At 42.6% G+C, this 16,360-nt stretch carries 13 protein-coding genes and 2 tRNA genes; 9 read left to right on the forward strand and 6 right to left on the reverse strand.

The annotated features are described in order from the left end of the window. Positions 1–218: 218 nt before the first annotated feature. Complete coding sequence (asd, locus tag DK428_RS05975) at positions 219–1,328, forward strand: aspartate-semialdehyde dehydrogenase (RefSeq protein ID WP_050692624.1); 1,110 nt, start codon at positions 219–221, stop codon at positions 1,326–1,328. Positions 1,329–1,536: 208 nt separating this feature from the next. Here the strand turns inward: asd and DK428_RS05980 are convergent. Together DK428_RS05980 and DK428_RS05985 are read right to left on the reverse strand one after the other, a co-directional pair. Beyond that, a tRNA-Arg gene (locus DK428_RS05980) sits at positions 1,537–1,613 on the reverse strand. 33 nt (positions 1,614–1,646) lie between these two features. Further along, positions 1,647–1,723 (reverse strand) — tRNA-Pro (locus DK428_RS05985). 157 nt (positions 1,724–1,880) lie between these two features. Here DK428_RS05985 and folD point away from each other — a divergent pair. Then, positions 1,881–2,738 (forward strand): bifunctional methylenetetrahydrofolate dehydrogenase/methenyltetrahydrofolate cyclohydrolase FolD, encoded by an 858-nt coding sequence (gene folD / locus DK428_RS05990; protein ID WP_109064575.1) that lies wholly within the window; start codon positions 1,881–1,883, stop codon positions 2,736–2,738. Between the two features lie 87 nt (positions 2,739–2,825). Here the strand turns inward: folD and groL are convergent, their stop codons facing one another. The 3 genes from groL to DK428_RS06005 form a co-directional block, all read right to left on the reverse strand. Further along, positions 2,826–4,469: a chaperonin GroEL gene (groL, locus tag DK428_RS05995; RefSeq protein WP_109064574.1), complete on the reverse strand. Its 1,644-nt coding sequence runs from the start codon at positions 4,467–4,469 to the stop codon at positions 2,826–2,828. Positions 4,470–4,591: 122 nt separating this feature from the next. Then, on the reverse strand, positions 4,592–4,885 hold the full coding sequence (locus DK428_RS06000) for a co-chaperone GroES (RefSeq protein WP_050692621.1): 294 nt from the start codon (positions 4,883–4,885) through the stop codon (positions 4,592–4,594). A gap of 83 nt (positions 4,886–4,968) precedes the next feature. Further along, positions 4,969–5,451, reverse strand: coding sequence for an FxsA family protein (locus tag DK428_RS06005; RefSeq protein WP_065295692.1), 483 nt, complete (start codon positions 5,449–5,451; stop codon positions 4,969–4,971). 226 nt (positions 5,452–5,677) lie between these two features. Here DK428_RS06005 and aspA point away from each other — a divergent pair, with 226 nt between their 5' ends. Beyond that, the gene (gene aspA / locus DK428_RS06010) at positions 5,678–7,096 is read left to right on the forward strand and encodes an aspartate ammonia-lyase (protein WP_109090072.1); all 1,419 of its coding nucleotides are present in this window, start codon (positions 5,678–5,680) and stop codon (positions 7,094–7,096) included. Between the two features lie 193 nt (positions 7,097–7,289). Then, entirely contained in the window at positions 7,290–8,330 is a 1,041-nt protein-coding gene (locus DK428_RS06015; RefSeq protein WP_109090078.1) for a glycosyltransferase family 9 protein, read from the forward strand. Here DK428_RS06015 and yczE read toward each other — a convergent pair. Then, complete coding sequence (yczE, locus tag DK428_RS06020; protein ID WP_109064619.1) at positions 8,274–8,939, reverse strand: membrane protein YczE; 666 nt, start codon at positions 8,937–8,939, stop codon at positions 8,274–8,276. The genes DK428_RS06015 and yczE overlap by 57 nt on opposite strands. A gap of 211 nt (positions 8,940–9,150) precedes the next feature. On the opposite strand from yczE, the gene DK428_RS06025 reads away from it, so the two are divergent. The 5 genes from DK428_RS06025 to pgaA all read left to right on the forward strand — a co-directional run bounded on the left by DK428_RS06025 (position 9,151) and on the right by pgaA (position 16,354). Further along, a complete protein-coding gene (locus tag DK428_RS06025) occupies positions 9,151–10,692 on the forward strand; it encodes a YjjI family glycine radical enzyme (protein WP_109064572.1) in 1,542 nt (513 codons plus the stop codon). A 22-nt stretch (positions 10,693–10,714) separates the two neighbouring features. Then, a complete protein-coding gene (locus tag DK428_RS06030; protein WP_109064571.1) occupies positions 10,715–11,503 on the forward strand; it encodes a 4Fe-4S cluster-binding domain-containing protein in 789 nt (262 codons plus the stop codon). Positions 11,504–11,599: 96 nt separating this feature from the next. Beyond that, complete coding sequence (locus DK428_RS06035; protein ID WP_109064570.1) at positions 11,600–12,850, forward strand: NupC/NupG family nucleoside CNT transporter; 1,251 nt, start codon at positions 11,600–11,602, stop codon at positions 12,848–12,850. 115 nt (positions 12,851–12,965) lie between these two features. Next, positions 12,966–13,685 (forward strand): purine-nucleoside phosphorylase, encoded by a 720-nt coding sequence (deoD, locus tag DK428_RS06040; RefSeq protein WP_109064569.1) that lies wholly within the window; start codon positions 12,966–12,968, stop codon positions 13,683–13,685. A gap of 278 nt (positions 13,686–13,963) precedes the next feature. After that, on the forward strand, positions 13,964–16,354 hold the full coding sequence (gene pgaA, locus DK428_RS06045) for a poly-beta-1,6 N-acetyl-D-glucosamine export porin PgaA (protein ID WP_165819763.1): 2,391 nt from the start codon (positions 13,964–13,966) through the stop codon (positions 16,352–16,354). Positions 16,355–16,360: the final 6 nt, after the last annotated feature.

Genomic DNA, 16,360 nt, shown 5'->3' on the forward strand with positions numbered 1-16,360 from the left:
AGTTAATGAATTTGGTTGAATTATAACACATAAGGTGTCATTTTCGTGTGGTCCATTCATGTGGTCGGCAGACGGTATTTAAAAAAAGTGCGGTCGATTTTTCAATTATTTTTAAAAATGAAAAAAATATCGGAAAAACACTTGCTTTTGGGCGCGATCTCTTGCTATTAATTAAATCCTCACATTTCTCAAATCATATCTAGTTAAAGGACACACTTATGAAAAACGTTGGTTTTATCGGTTGGCGCGGAATGGTGGGTTCCGTTTTAATGGAACGTATGCAGCAAGAAAATGATTTTGCGAACATCAATCCGGTTTTCTTTACCACTTCTCAAGCAGGTCAGGCGGCGCCGACATTTGCCGGCAAAGACGCAGGCACGTTGAAAGACGCGTTTGATATTAACGAGTTGAAGAAGTTAGACATTATTGTCACTTGCCAAGGCGGTGATTACACCAACGAAGTGTATCCAAAATTAAAAGCGGCCGGTTGGGATGGCTATTGGGTGGATGCAGCGTCTGCATTACGTATGGAAAAAGACGCCATCATCGTATTAGACCCGGTAAACCAACACGTGATTAGCGAAGGCTTGAAAAACGGCGTGAAAACCTATGTGGGCGGTAACTGTACGGTGAGTTTGATGTTAATGGCGTTAGGCGGCCTATTTAAACAGGATTTAGTGGAATGGATTTCCGTGGCGACTTACCAAGCTGCGAGTGGTGCAGGCGCTAAAAATATGCGTGAGTTGTTGGTACAAATGGGCGAGCTGAATGGGGAAGTCAAAGAGTTATTGGCACAACCGCATTCTTCCATTTTAGACATTGAACGCGCCGTTACGGCAAAAATGCGTGACAGCGATTTCCCAATTGATAACTTCGGTGCACCATTGGCCGGCAGCTTGATTCCGTGGATTGATAAACTTTGGGAAAACGGACAAACCAAAGAAGAGTGGAAAGGTTACGCAGAAACCAACAAAATTCTTGGCTTAAGCGACAACCCGATTCCGGTAGACGGCTTATGTGTACGTATCGGTGCTTTACGTTGCCACAGCCAAGCCTTCACTATTAAATTAAAACGTGATATTCCGTTAGCGGAAATCGAGCAAATTTTAGCGTCTCACAACGAATGGGTGAAAGTGATTCCGAACGACAAAGAAACCACATTGCGTGAGTTAACGCCAACCAAAGTTACCGGCACATTAAGCGTTCCGGTCGGCCGTTTACGTAAGCTCAATATGGGACCTGAGTATGTAGCGGCGTTTACCGTGGGTGACCAACTGTTATGGGGCGCTGCAGAACCGATTCGCCGTATTTTGGTGCAGTTGGTTTAGGCATATTGATGACATAAAAATACCAAGGGCTGTTTCAAACAGCCCTTATTTTTTCTCATAGCGTTAAAAAAGAAAACTCTTGAAAAGAATTACTCATAAATCACTCACATGATGTAATTACCCTGTTAGGAAGAGCAAGTTAACGTTCAAAAAACGTTGTTTTTTCTGACCGCACTTTAATGAAAAATCTGCTAAGAATGATGTTTAATGGCACGCCCTAAAGGATTCGAACCTTTGACCCACGCCTTAGAAGGGCGTTGCTCTATCCAGCTGAGCTAAGGGCGCGTTGTAAAAGGAATATTAAAGAAGTAAATAGAGTGGTCGGCGAGATAGGATTTGAACCTACGACCCACTGGTCCCAAACCAGTTGCGCTACCAAGCTGCGCTACTCGCCGAAAAAGATGTGTAGCATTATAGTTTTCTTTCATGTTCAGTCAATAGTTTTTTTTATTTTACCATTAATCGTCTAAATTTATCGCAATTCGGCTTACATAAAATATGGTTTTCTGACAAAATAGCAAACGTTTGTATTTTTTCTCATCGGAGACGCTAATGACCGCGCAAATTATTTCAGGAACTCAGTTATCCAATCAAATAAAGTCCAATGTCGCTCAACAAATTTCACATTATGTCGAACGAGGGAAACGAGCGCCGGGATTGGCGGTGATTCTGGTGGGCGCCGATCCTGCCTCGCAAGTGTATGTTGCTAGTAAACGTAAAAGTTGTACTGAAATCGGCATCACGTCAAAATCTTACGACTTGCCGGAAACTACCACAGAGCAGGCATTGTTGGAACTTATTGAGGAATTGAATCAAGATAATACGGTCGATGGTATCTTGGTGCAATTACCGTTACCAAAGCATATCGATAGCACCAAAGTGATTGAAAAAATTTCACCGGAAAAAGATGTGGACGGTTTTCATCCTTATAATGTAGGGCGTTTGTGTCAACGCATTCCGACGTTGCGTGCCTGTACCCCTTACGGTGTGATGAAATTATTGGAAACCACCGGTATTTCTTTCTATGGCAAGCATGCCGTCATTGTTGGTGCATCCAATATCGTCGGTCGTCCAATGGCGCTCGAATTACTGTTGGCCGGTTGTACCGTCACGGTGACACACCGTTTCACCGAGGATTTAGCAAGTCATATTCGTCAGGCAGATATTTTAGTCGTTGCTGTGGGCAAGCCAAAATTTATTAAGGGTGAATGGATTAAAGAAGGTGCAGTTGTTGTCGATGTGGGCATTAACCGCATTGATGGCAAATTGGTTGGTGATGTGGAATTTGAGATTGCAGCCGAGCGTGCAGCTTATATTACGCCGGTTCCAGGTGGCGTTGGCCCGATGACGGTGGCAATGTTGATGCAAAATACCCTTTCCGCTTATGAAAAGCATGAAAATTTAGTGTAAAAGTGCGGTTATAAAAAATAACGTTTTTTAGACTTACAAAAAAAGCCCTTGATTTGACTCAAGGGCTTTTTTTCGACAAGGGAAGAATTACATCATTCCGCCCATGCCTCCCATGCCACCCATACCGGCAGCGCCTAAATCGGCTTTGTCGTCTTTCGGCAATTCGGTGATCATGCACTCGGTAGTGATCATTAAACCGGCGACAGAAGCCGCGAATTGCAATGCGGAACGAGTCACTTTAGTCGGATCCAAAATACCCATTGCGATCATATCGCCGTATTGCTCGGTACCTGCGTTATAACCAAAGTTTCCTTCGCCGTTTTTCACCGCACTTGCGACCACAGAGGCTTCTTCACCCGCGTTTGCGACGATTTGACGTAATGGGGCTTCCATGGCGCGAAGGGCAAGTTTAATACCAACGTTTTGTTCTTCGTTGTCACCACGTAAGTCTGCTACTTTGCTGGCTGCGCGAATTAACGCCACACCACCACCGGCAACCACGCCTTCTTCCACTGCTGCACGAGTTGCGTGTAGCGCATCTTCCACGCGGGCTTTTTTCTCTTTCATTTCTACTTCCGTTGCTGCGCCGACTTTAATTACCGCAACACCGCCGGCGAGTTTCGCCACGCGTTCTTGTAATTTTTCTTTGTCGTAGTCGGAAGTGGATTCTTCGATTTGTTGACGAATTTGTGCCACACGACCTTGGATTTGCGCTTCATCGCCGATACCATCGATAATTGTGGTGTTGTCTTTGTTAATGACAACGCGTTTCGCTTGACCAAGATCTTCAAGAGTGGCTTTTTCTAACTCCATACCGATTTCTTCAGAAATCACCGTGCCGGCAGTTAAAATCGCAATGTCTTGTAACATTGCTTTACGACGGTCACCAAAGCCCGGTGCTTTCACCGCAGCCACTTTTACGATACCGCGCATGGTGTTCACTACCAATGTTGCTAACGCTTCGCCTTCTACGTCTTCAGCAATGATTAATAATGGTTTACCTGCTTTTGCGACGCCTTCTAGTACCGGTAATAATTCACGAATATTCGAGATTTTTTTATCTACTAATAAAATGAATGGGTTATCTAATTCTACGGTCGCAGTTTCAGGTTTGTTGATGAAGTATGGGGAAAGGTAACCGCGATCAAATTGCATCCCTTCAACCACATCCAACTCGTCTTCTAAGCCGGTACCGTCTTCTACGGTGATGACGCCTTCTTTACCCACCTTTTCCATGGCTTGTGCGATTAATTGACCCACAATGCTGTCGGAGTTTGCGGAAATGGTACCCACCTGTTCGATTTCTTTAGAGGTTTCGCAAGGTTTGGAAAGGGATTTAAGCTCGGCAACCACGGCAGTAACTGCTTTGTCGATACCGCGTTTTAAATCCATTGGGTTCATGCCCGCCACTACGGCTTTTAAGCCTTCGTTCACGATGGCTTGCGCTAATACCGTTGCAGTGGTTGTACCGTCACCGGCGGCATCATTGGCTTTAGAAGCAACTTCTTTCACCATTTGTGCGCCCATGTTCTCAAATTTATCTTCTAATTCGATTTCGCGTGCCACAGACACCCCGTCTTTGGTGATGGTTGGTGCGCCGAACGATTTGTCTAACACTACGTTACGGCCTTTTGGACCAAGAGTGACTTTTACTGCGTCGGCTAAAATATTTACGCCTTTTAACATTTTTACTCGAGCATCATTGCCGAATTTTACGTCTTTTGCTGCCATGTTTAATTTCCTTTTATTTCGTAGAGTGGGATTTATCCCACCATGATATATAACGACATTAAGTGGCGGGATAAATCCCGTCCTATATTAGTTCAAAGTGCGGTCAGATTTTCGTGCGTTTTTTATTCTTCAACAATCGCCAAAATATCGCCTTCGGAAATGATGAGCACTTCCTCACCATCGATTTTTTCTGTTTTTACGCCATAGCCATCGTTGAAAATTACGGTGTCGCCGACTTTAACGTGCATTGGATGAACGGAGCCGTTTTCTAAAATGCGTCCTTGGCCTACCGCTAATACTTTCGCGCGGGTGGATTTGGTTGCGGCGGAGCCTGTCAATACGATACCGCCGGCAGAGCGGGTTTCTACATCTTCACGTTTTAAAATGACTTTGTCGTGTAATGGACGAATCTTCATCTGAAATTTCCTCTATTTTTAGTTAATTAAAAAAGTTTTTCTTATATGGGAATCATTTTTCGGCTTTCAAGGGAGTGTCGAAATTATTTTAACCGTTTATGCTCATCGACTTCTTTTTCAAATTCCGCGTCAATAATGTCATCATCTTTGCCGTGATAGCTGTGCTGGTTATAAAAAGTGCGGTCAGTTTTGAACATGTTTTGGCGAAACAACATGATTTTGTTGCTAAAGAATCTTTTGAGAAGTTGACTGCCTAATGGACTTAACAGAATGCAGGCTAGAATGTCAGTGACAAATCCCGGGATAACAAACAACACGCCGGCAATGAACCATATGGCGGATTTAAAAAGTGTTTCAGTGGGAATTTCGCCTTGGGCCAATTGTTTTCGGGTGTTAGTTAACATGAACCAACCGCGTGCACGAATTAACACAATACCTAGCATGGAGGAACCAATTAATAATAAAATCAGCATGATAATCCCAAGTTGACTACCAACCCAAACCAATAGACTGAGTTCTACGTAAATAAACAAAAAGGCGGCGAAGATAAAAATAATAAACGGCATAATGGCTCCTTGCCTAATGAGTTAAAGGTGGATCTTACCTACTTTATTTTGTGGCGCAATCATTATTCATAAATACATCTTTCAGGTTAAAAAAACTAATCTGAAAAATAAAAATAAGTCGTAAATAGGCATAAAAATCTGTGACTTAGATCAATTAAATTTTGGTCTAATTTTCTATAATCTAAATGTTTCAAAGCAACGTGTTATGTATAAAAGGAGAGCCCAAATGACACAATATAGAAAAGAAGTGGATTTATTAGGTGAACGTGAAGTTCCTGCAGATGCTTACTGGGGTATTCATACATTAAGAGCGGTAGAAAATTTTAACATTTCGAATGTCACCATTTCTGATGTACCGGAATTTATTCGTGGTATGGTGATGGTGAAAAAAGCAGCAGCATTGGCGAATGGTGAACTAGGCGCCATTCCACAAAATATTGCAGAAGCAATTGTAAAAGCTTGTGATGAAGTGTTGGTGAACGGCAAATGTTTGGATCAATTCCCATCTGATATTTACCAAGGCGGTGCAGGCACTTCCGTCAATATGAACACCAATGAAGTGATTGCCAACTTAGCGTTAGAGATTTTAGGTCACAAAAAAGGCGAATATAAGTACCTTGACCCGATGGATCATGTGAACGCCAGCCAATCGACCAATGATGCCTATCCTACCGGTTTCCATATCGCTGTGTACAACAGCGTGCTCAAACTTCTCGAAAAAGTCGCTTATTTACAACAAGGTTTTGAAAATAAAGCGAAAGAATTCGAGAAAGTCTTGAAAATGGGTCGTACCCAATTACAAGATGCGGTGCCGATGACCGTTGGTCAAGAATTCAAAGCATTTGCGGTGTTAATGGCTGAAGAAGTGAAACACTTAAAAGCGGCAGCGGCACACTTGCTTGAAGTGAACATGGGCGCGACCGCAATCGGTACCGGTTTAAATACTCCGCAAGGTTATGTGCCTTCTATTGTGAAACATTTATCCGATGTTACCGGATTACATTGCACCGGCTCAGAGAACTTAATTGAAGCAACCTCAGACTGCGGTGATTATGTTTCCGTGCATGGCGCGTTAAAACGTACTGCGGTGAAATTGTCAAAAATCTGTAACGACTTACGTTTACTGTCTTCCGGTCCTCGTGCAGGCATTAAAGAAATCAACTTGCCTGAATTACAAGCCGGTTCCTCCATCATGCCGGCAAAAGTGAACCCGGTTGTGCCGGAAGTGGTTAACCAAGTGTGCTTCAAAGTGATTGGTAACGACACCACCGTCACCTTCGCTTCGGAAGCAGGTCAATTACAATTAAACGTAATGGAGCCGGTGATTGTACAAGCTATGTTTGAATCCATTGAGATTTTAGGCAACGCATGTGTGAACTTACGCGATAAATGTGTTGATGGCATCACTGTCAACAAAGAAACCTGTGAAAACTACGTTTACAACTCTATCGGTATCGTGACTTACTTGAACCCATTCATCGGCCACCACAACGGTGACTTAGTGGGTAAAATCTGTGCGCAAACCGGTAAAGGTGTGCGTGAAGTGGTCTTGGAAAAAGGCTTGTTAACCAAAGAACAGTTGGATGACATCCTTTCCGTAGAAAACTTGATGAATCCGACTTACAAAGCTAAGTTAAATAAGTGAATTTAGTGAACAAATCGCCAAATAAATAGTCGAAGAGGTAACTTGTTTATTTAGGTTAAAATCAGCGTCTTAAGGGATTAGGGCGCTGATTTTTTATTTGTTGCTTTTTAATAGGCGTGGGTCGGGCTAGAATAAGCGCTAAATTTTTCCAAGGAACATTTTACTAAGGAATTTGGAATAGGAAGAAGAGATGATGAAAAATGTATTGGTTATTCGTAATGATAAATTGGGTGATTTTATGTTGGCGTGGCCATCGTTCGCCATGCTCAAAGCCTCCGATCCATCGCTAAAACTGACCGCACTTGTGCCTGCCTACACGGCAGATATCGCCCGTGCCTGTCCTTATTTGGATAATGTCATTATTGACGCGCCAAAAGATGATAAGGCCGCATTTCAGCGTGTCGTAAACGAGATCAAAGCACAGCAGTTTGACGCTATGATCAGCTTTTTTTCCAATACACATAACGCTAAATTAGCGTGGAAATGCCGTATTCCTTATCGCTTGGCGCCGGCCACCAAATGGGTGCAATTTTTTTATAATCATCGTTTAACGCAACGCCGCTCCCAATCCGCCAAGCCGGAATTTGAATATAACTTGGATTTGGCCCGTGCGTTTTTACGCGATCACAAGATCCCTGTGGTTGAACCGCACACACCGTATTTTTCCTTTGAGCAAAGTGCGGTGGATTTTCAGCGTGAATTTTTGTGCGACCAACTCAAGATCGATACCTCGAAAAAATGGATTTTTCTACACAGCGGTTCTGGCGGCTCCGCCAATAATTTATCGCTTACGCAATACGCTCAATTAATCCAAGGTCTCTTGCGCCATTTGGATGTCTATGTGATTTTAACCGCCGGTCCAAATGAAAGTGAAAAAGCCCGTGAATTGGCAGGACTGGTGCAGGATCCTCGGGTGGTGATTTATGACAAAAATAATGGGTTGGTGGATTTTGCGCTTTCTTTAGCCTGTGCCGATTTATTTATCGCCGGTTCAACCGGACCGTTGCACTTAAGTGGCGCGTTAAACGTGCCGACCATCGGATTTTACCCAAGTCGTCGTTCTGCCACCCCTTTGCGTTGGCAGCCGATTAATGATGCCGATAAGCATTTAGCGTTCTGTCCGCCTAATGATAAAGCCAGTCAAACGGATTTGAGTCAAATTAGGATTGATGAAAAGTTAGATGAAGTTATTCGCTTTATCGCGAAAGTGTGGAATGCGGTTGATAAAAAATAGCGTATATTGCACTACCCAGCCAATGCCGAAGGCAAACATGAGCGTGCCGATGCCTAATACGCCGCCAAGTAGGAAACCGAATACACAGACCAACACTTCAATAGACGTGCGAACGATGCCGATTTTCCAATGAAAATGTTGGCATAAGCCGACCATTAAGCCGTCACGCGGGCCGGGGCCTTGATGGCAGGTTAAATAAAAGGCGGTGCCGATGCCGAACAATAAAATGCCGACAATAGCATAAGCAAAACGGGCATAAAGTGCGGTCGGTTTTTGCAGTAAATAGGTGGTTAACCCCAAGAAGAAGGCGATCACGAAAATATTCATTACCGTTGCCAACCCAGGTTTGAGCCTTAATGGAAACCACGCCAACATGACAATCATGCTGATGATCCAAGAGGCCCAACCTACGCTGAATTGGCCTTGTGTTGCCACCCCTTGGGACAACACCGTCCAAGGTGCAGAGCCTAAATCCGACAACAATAACAACCCCTCGCCGAATCCAATGACCGTCAAGGAGCATAGCAAAACGCTGAGCGATTTGAATTCAATCGACCATAGCGATTTGGCGGCCCAAGTGGTGTGTGGAAAAACGTGAGGTTTTTTCATGTAATGCGTAACCTGTGAGAATGGAATTTGTGTCAAATGGAGGGCATTATCCCAATCTTTCACCATTCTGTCTAAATAATTCTCTATTATTGAGGCCTAATTTTGTGACGGAGATCACGTTATCTTCCCCGTAGAATTGAGTTTCACTCCATAAGTTTTTACAATGACCGCTCAATAGATAATTTTCTTTTATATATTCAGGAGCTGCCGTATGCAATCAACGATTCAAGATATTCTAGCTACTGTGAAATCTGATGCGTTGACTTGCCAACAGAAACTGATGATTTTAGGCAACATTGCCGAGCGTTTGATTGACCCACGCGAATTACTAGATTACACCGATGAAGAATGGCAATACATCGAAAATCAAATGATTTGCGACTTGAACGAGGGTTATGCCATTTATCGTCCACGTTATATTTTGCCGGATTACGATGTTTATATTAAAAACGGTTGCCAGTTTCTTGATTTGCCGGCACCGAAAGACTTGGATGAGGCATTGGACGGTTTATTGATTTTATATTCCCATGTCCCTTCCATTACGACTTATCCGGTGTATATCGGTCGCCTTGATGTGTTGTTGGATCCTTTTATTACCGATGAACAACAAGATTATGTCAAAATCAAACGCTTTTTGAATCACATTGATAAAACCATTCCTGATTCCTTCTGCCATGCCAATATTGGGCCTTATGACACCAAGGCCGGTCGTCTGATTTTACAAGCGGTAATCGAGTTAGAAAACCCGACACCGAATATGACCATTCGTTACGACAAAAAGAAAACGTCAAGCGCATTTGCCGAATTGGCGGCGAAAGCCTGCTTATTGGTTTCCAAACCCTCTTTCGCCAATGATGCGTATTATATTTCCGACTTGGGCGAACAATATGGTATTGCCAGTTGCTATAACGCATTGCCTGAATGTGGTGGTGCTTACACCTTAACCCGCTTGCGTTTAGGCACGATTGCCCGCGCCTGCCAAAGCACTGACGAAATGGTGAATCATTTATTACCGAAAGTGGCGAAATTGGCGCTTTCCACCATGGACAAACGACATAAATTTTTAGTGGAAGAAAGCAACTTCTTTAATACGGATTTTTTGGTGAAAGAAGGTTTTATTAAAGCTGATAATTTCACTAGCATGATTGCCATTGTTGGGTTGGCGGATGCAACCAATCATTTGTTACAACAAGAAGGCATTCAAGAAACTTTCGGGCAAAGTGCGCGCGGAGAGGAAATTGCCACGGCGATTATGGATAAGTTGCAGGAAATTAATGACGCGCATCAAGGATTATATGTGGCGCGTACCAATAATCGTTATTTACTACATGCACAAGTCGGTGCCAGCAATCACGCGGAAGATCGCCAAAATACACCGGCACATCGCATTCGGGTTGGCGAAGAGCCGACCTTGTTAGCGCATTTGAAACAATCGGCGCCATATCATAAATATTTCCCGTCCGGCACCGGCGATTTGTTCGCTTTTGACCAAACTTATACTGAACACTTAGATGCTGTGGTGGACATTATTGATGGTGCTTTTGCATTAGGCTATCGCTATATCACTACTTATTTGAAAAATACCGATTTAATCCGCGTCACCGGTTATTTGGTGAAGAAAAGCGAAGTGGAGCGTTTCCGCAAAGGCGAAGCGGTGTTGCGAGATACTACATGGTACGGTTCCGGTACGGATGATTGTGCCAAGGTGTTTGATCGCCAATTGCGCGATGAGCAGGATGTGAAGGCGGCTTAGCACTTAAAAAACGTTGTAAAAAATGACCGCACTTTCGCAGATTTTTGTTCCTCTACATCGCATTATTCCTTTTTCCAACGTGGAAGGGCAGGGAAATCGAACAAGCATTTTTCTGCAAGGTTGTAAGTTGAATTGCTTGTATTGCCATAATCCGGAAACCATTGCGCGTTATACGCAAGAAAGCAAAGATGTGAGCTTGCAGTATTTATATGAACAGGTGATGAGTGCCGTGCCGTTTATTCGCGGTGTGACCTTTTCTGGCGGTGAACCCACCATTCATCATCGCAAGTTGGTGCCATTATTTGTTGCATTGCGTGAGCAAGGGTTAACCTGTTATTTGGATAGTAGCGGTTTTTTTGAATTCGATAAAATCAAACCGTTGATTGAGGTGACGGATAAGTTTTTGTTCGATTTAAAAGGCGAAGGAATAGGTTTGCAATCCTTGTGTTTTGATCGGCAAAATCGTACAGGAAAAGTGCCTACGCAATTGATTCCTTTACGACAACAAATTAAGACGGAAAACTTACAGCGCAATTTAAACAATTTGCAACGCTTGTTGGATTTGGATAAAGTGGAGGAAGTGCGGTTAGTTTTTGTGAAGGATTTTTTCAACGCAGAACTACTGGTTCGATGCGTAGCCGAACTTCTCAAGTCTCATCCGCGGGTGTTGTTTAAGATCATTCGCATGCATAACAAAGGCGCGCGTGATAAGGAGGGACTAGCCCCTTTTATTCCGACGATTGAAGAAACGGATAAATTAGCAGATTATGGCAGACGTTGCGGTATTCAAAACATGGTAACGATTTATTAGCTAATTGTGACATCACTAACGAAATTCATTCACGTTTTTTTGATGGAAAACAAGTAGAATAGACAGACTTTTAATTCACTTACTTTTGAGGTTCTTATGGACATTTTAATTAGCATTATCGGGATTTTCGTGCTGTTAGGGATTGCCCTTTTATTCTCTAACAACCGCAGAGCGATAAACTTTCGTACCGTGTTCGGTGCATTGACCATTCAAATTGCGATCGGCGCTTTCGTGCTTTATGTACCGGCAGGCCGCACAGCTTTACAGGCAGCTTCCGATTTTGTCGGTAAGATTATCAGTTTTGGTAACGAAGGGATTAGTTTCGTGTTCGGCGGTTTAACGGATCCAAGCCAAAGTTTCGGTTTTATCTTCGCTATCAAAGTATTACCTGTCATCATCTTCTTCTCTGCGTTAATTTCCTTGCTTTACTACATCGGTGTGATGCAAGTGATAATCAAGCTGATCGGCGGTGGATTACAAAAATTATTAGGTACGTCAAAAGCGGAGTCCATGTCTGCTGCTGCGAATATTTTCGTTGGGCAAACTGAAGCACCGTTAATCGTAAAACCGTTTATCGGTCGTATGACACAATCCGAATTATTTGCCGTAATGGTCGGTGGCGTAGCCTCTATCGCAGGTTCCGTAATGGCCGGTTATGCAGGTATGGGGGTTCCATTGCCTTATTTAATCGCGGCATCTTTCATGGCAGCTCCGGGTGGTTTGTTATTCGCTAAAATCATGTTCCCACAAACGGAAAAACCGGATGACTCTTTAAAAGAAAGTACAGATGTTGAAAAACCGTCTAACGCCATTGAAGCATTGGCAAATGGTGCGCGTGACGGTATGCACTTGGCAATGAACGTGGGTGCGATGTTAATTGCCTTCGTTTCTGTGATTGCGTTAATCAACTGGATTTTAAGTAGCTTTGGTACACCTTTCGGGCAGCCGGATCTCACTTTACAAGTAATTTTAGGTTGGATTTTTAAACCGTTGGCATACTTAATCGGGATTCCTTGGGAAGAGTCTGCCATTGCCGGTCAAATGATTGGTTTGAAATTGGCGGTGAATGAATTCGTTGGTTATTTGGAATTCGCCAAATATTTGCAACCTGATACTACTATGGTATTAAGTGAGAAAAGCAAAGCAATTATCACTTTCGCCCTTTGTGGTTTTGCTAACTTCAGTTCCATTGCTATCTTAATCGGTGGATTGGGCGGTATGGCACCGAATCGCCGTAGTGATGTTGCCCGCTTAGGGTTAAAAGCGGTAGTTGCCGGTTCATTATCCAACTTAATGAGTGCAACGATTGCCGGTTTATTTATCGGTTTAAGTGGTGCCGTGTTATAAAGTGCGGTATGATTTCGCCATGTTTTTTTATGATGACACCACGACCTGTTCGTGGTGTTGTCGTTTCTAAGCAACGGAAACGTTTGCTTCACCATGTCAATAAGAGGAAAAGACTATGACTCCACATATTAATGCGCCAGCCGGTGCATTTGCCGATGCCGTATTAATGCCGGGCGATCCGCTTCGTGCTAAATATATTGCGGAAACTTTTTTGGAAAACGTGCAGGAAGTGACTAACGTACGCAATATGTTAGGTTTCACCGGCACTTATAAAGGTCGTCGTATTTCCGTGATGGCACACGGTATGGGGATTCCGTCCTGCTCTATCTATGCTAAAGAGTTAATCACCGAATACGGCGTCAAAAAAATGATTCGCATCGGTTCTTGCGGTGCTGTGCGAATGGATGTGAAATTGCGTGATGTGGTTATCGGTGCGGGTGCTTGTACCGATTCCAAAGTCAACCGTATTCGTTTTAAAGATAACGACTTTGCGGCTATAGCCGATTTTGGTTTAACCTATGCGGCAGTGCAAGCAGCAAAAGAGTTGGGTGTAAAAGTACGCGTTGGTAATTTATTCTCCGCCGATTTATTCTATACCCCGGACGTAACAATGTTCGATGTCATGGAAAAATACGGCATTCTTGGCGTGGAAATGGAAGCTGCCGGGATTTATGGTGTTGCAGCGGAATATGGCGTACGTGCATTAACCATTTGCACCGTATCCGATCACATTCGCACCCATGAACTAACTACCGCAGAAGAACGTCAGTTAACCTTTAACGAAATGATCAAAGTGGCTTTAGAAGCTGTTTTAATTGATGATAAGGCTGAGTAATGTTAGCGCATAGTTATTTTTAACGTAAAAAGTACAGTTAAAAATATTAGCAAATACAAAGGATATTTTTTTACTTTGTATTTGCTTTTTTTATAAGAAAAGTAAAAAATATAACATTCAAAATCTTTTTAAGAACTATTTTAAAAAGTAGATAAATAATTGTTGAACTAAGTTTTTGGTTATTTGTCTGACAGTCAATTTTTAGAATAATTTAATATTTATAATAACCAATGGAACACAAAATGAAGAACTCACCTTATCTGTTCAAGATAGCATTTATGAGTGGTATTTCGCTTTCCACAATACCACTAACATACGCCAACCAAACTCCAATTGATGTCGAACGTGAAAAAATTATTATTTTTTCCAGACAGAGCGAAGCTGAATTAAAACAAGCCATTCCGAAATTAGAGACCTTATTTCAACGCACCAAAGATTTAAAAGTTCGCGATGATTTAATCGCCCTTTATCTCCGTAGCAATCAATCAGCACAGGCGCTAAGCGTATGTAAGGATTGTGTTCCAAGCCAATTTTCCGAAAGTGAATTGGAGAATCTTGGTAAAGCTGCCCGGAATGAAAAACAATTCCAACGCTCTTTTGAATTGTACTCTCAATTAAACCGCAAATATCCGAAAAACCCGAATGGTTTATTAGGTTCTGCTTTGGTGGCTACTGAATTAAAAAATTATGCCATCGCAAAAGATGCGCTTATTCGTTATAAAAAACGTTTTGGGACAGATGCGGGATATCTTGATGCACAAAGCTATTTATTGGATTTTACTGAATCCGATATGGTGAAATTAGGACGTTGGCAAAAAGAATTGGAAAAAAATCCGAAAAATACCACTCTTGCTACGAATTTATATCGTTTAGCATCCAGATATAACATGCATCCGTTGCAAGAAAAATTACAACGTGATTATCCGGATTTATTCGGCCAAAAAGATCAACTTTGGTTTGAGCATGATAAAGCGGTTTCTTCTGCCAAGAATGCGGCAGGCGAGCGGGAATATTTAAAAAAATCATTTGCAGAATTGACCGCACTTTTACAAAAAATTGAGCCGGCACATCCGCTTTATCAACAAACACAGCTTGACCGATTTGTGTTGGGTGTACGACTTCATAAATTTGATGAAATTGAACGTGATTATAATACGTTAAAAGATTTACCAAACTCGCCGATTTATTTGCAGGAAGCCTTGGGGGATTATCGTTTGGCTCAAGGTTCGCCGCATCAAGCCTTAGCAACATACGAAGCGATTGTTCAACAATATACGGAAAAGAAGCAGCCGATTAGCGACGGATTGTTCTTGAAAATGTCTTTAGCTGCCAGTGACGCAGGAAAGTTTGCTTTAGCCCAACAATATTTGGAAAAAGTGAAAGATACGCCTTACGTGAATGACTATACACGTACTTCTCGCGTGGTAAATCCATCTTACGATGAGCGTTATTTTGGCTTGGCACGTTTAGCGTTATGGCGTGGCAATACTCGGTTGGCACAAGCATTAGTGGATGCGCGGGCATTGGATAAAACGCCCGGCGATCCTTGGGTATTATTGCAAAAAGCCGATTTAGAACGTGGCCGTCATAATTTTGATGATGCCAAAATCTGGGCGCACAAAGCCGAGGTTTTCTTCCCTGGGGACGAGGATAAGAAATTTGTGCGTTATTCGTTAATTGAAACGGCACTAAGACAAAATGACTTACCAACGGCCACACGCTTAATTAATGAGATGAGTAACAAAGAAAAGGAAGAGGCTCAATCATTGATTGAACGCTATGATTTGGCACATAGCGGTCGCATTGTCGGCAATATTAACTTGCAACACCGTACGTCTGCACCAATCAAACAACACAATGAATTTTTGCAAAATTATGCGATTTACACACCAAAAACTAACAATGGACATGATGTGTATGTACGTTATTTAGAAACCCATTCACCGGTGGGGCGTAGTGACTTGAATGCACAATTTGTTGGCGTTGGTTCCGAGCTGAATTTCTATCCTTTTAATATGAATCTTGAGGTAGGGCAAGGCATTAAGCTAAACAAACGAACTTATGTCACATCTGATTTAAGTTATGAATTAAACCAACGTTGGAAATTTAACTTAAGTGGCCACCTAAATGGTAGCCAAGTGCCTGTGAGAGCAGCGGCGCAGAATGTGTATACCAAAGGCGGCGGACTGTCCTCCACATATACCTATTCCGATTGGTTCATTTTAGGCGCCGGCGCTTATTTCTCTGATTTTAGCGATGGTAACTTAAGACGCGATGCGAATTTATGGTTGAATACCCAAACCTTTAAACACGATCGTTGGACGCTGACCAATAATTTCCGTGTGGATTACATGAAAAACAAAACCATTGCATCGGCTGATTATTATAATCCGTCTAAAGCAGTGGGGTATGAGGCCGGCGCAGATCTTGCGTATTATCAACCATGGGATCACAAAATCATCCTAACACATCATTTAAAAGGCTCTTTGGGGGCTTATAAACAACAAACCCAAGATCGTGCCAAAACATGGTCAATTGCTTATGGACATGAGTGGCGAATTGCGAAGAAATACAGCCTTTCTTATGAGATCGGGCGTAAAAAGAATATTTATGACGGTAACCCCGAATTTAATAACTTCGGCAATTTAGCCTTTTCACTGTATTACTAATTTTCG

Source organism: Aggregatibacter kilianii, from assembly GCF_003130255.1.
Classification (GTDB): domain Bacteria; phylum Pseudomonadota; class Gammaproteobacteria; order Enterobacterales; family Pasteurellaceae; genus Aggregatibacter; species Aggregatibacter kilianii.

What these genes read in the sequence shown, in the direction of transcription:
- deoD (WP_109064569.1), top strand. Translation starts at nt 12,966, where the DNA reads ATGACTCCACATATTAATGCGCCAGCCGGTGCATTTGCCGATGCCGTA.
- yczE (WP_109064619.1), bottom strand. Translation starts at nt 8,939, where the DNA reads ATGAAAAAACCTCACGTTTTTCCACACACCACTTGGGCCGCCAAATCG.
- groL (WP_109064574.1), bottom strand. Translation starts at nt 4,469, where the DNA reads ATGGCAGCAAAAGACGTAAAATTCGGCAATGATGCTCGAGTAAAAATG.
- DK428_RS06035 (WP_109064570.1), top strand. Translation starts at nt 11,600, where the DNA reads ATGGACATTTTAATTAGCATTATCGGGATTTTCGTGCTGTTAGGGATT.
- DK428_RS06005 (WP_065295692.1), bottom strand. Translation starts at nt 5,451, where the DNA reads ATGCCGTTTATTATTTTTATCTTCGCCGCCTTTTTGTTTATTTACGTA.
- pgaA (WP_165819763.1), top strand. Translation starts at nt 13,964, where the DNA reads ATGAGTGGTATTTCGCTTTCCACAATACCACTAACATACGCCAACCAA.
- aspA (WP_109090072.1), top strand. Translation starts at nt 5,678, where the DNA reads ATGACACAATATAGAAAAGAAGTGGATTTATTAGGTGAACGTGAAGTT.
- DK428_RS06015 (WP_109090078.1), top strand. Translation starts at nt 7,290, where the DNA reads ATGAAAAATGTATTGGTTATTCGTAATGATAAATTGGGTGATTTTATG.
- DK428_RS06030 (WP_109064571.1), top strand. Translation starts at nt 10,715, where the DNA reads ATGACCGCACTTTCGCAGATTTTTGTTCCTCTACATCGCATTATTCCT.
- folD (WP_109064575.1), top strand. Translation starts at nt 1,881, where the DNA reads ATGACCGCGCAAATTATTTCAGGAACTCAGTTATCCAATCAAATAAAG.
- asd (WP_050692624.1), top strand. Translation starts at nt 219, where the DNA reads ATGAAAAACGTTGGTTTTATCGGTTGGCGCGGAATGGTGGGTTCCGTT.
- DK428_RS06000 (WP_050692621.1), bottom strand. Translation starts at nt 4,885, where the DNA reads ATGAAGATTCGTCCATTACACGACAAAGTCATTTTAAAACGTGAAGAT.
- DK428_RS06025 (WP_109064572.1), top strand. Translation starts at nt 9,151, where the DNA reads ATGCAATCAACGATTCAAGATATTCTAGCTACTGTGAAATCTGATGCG.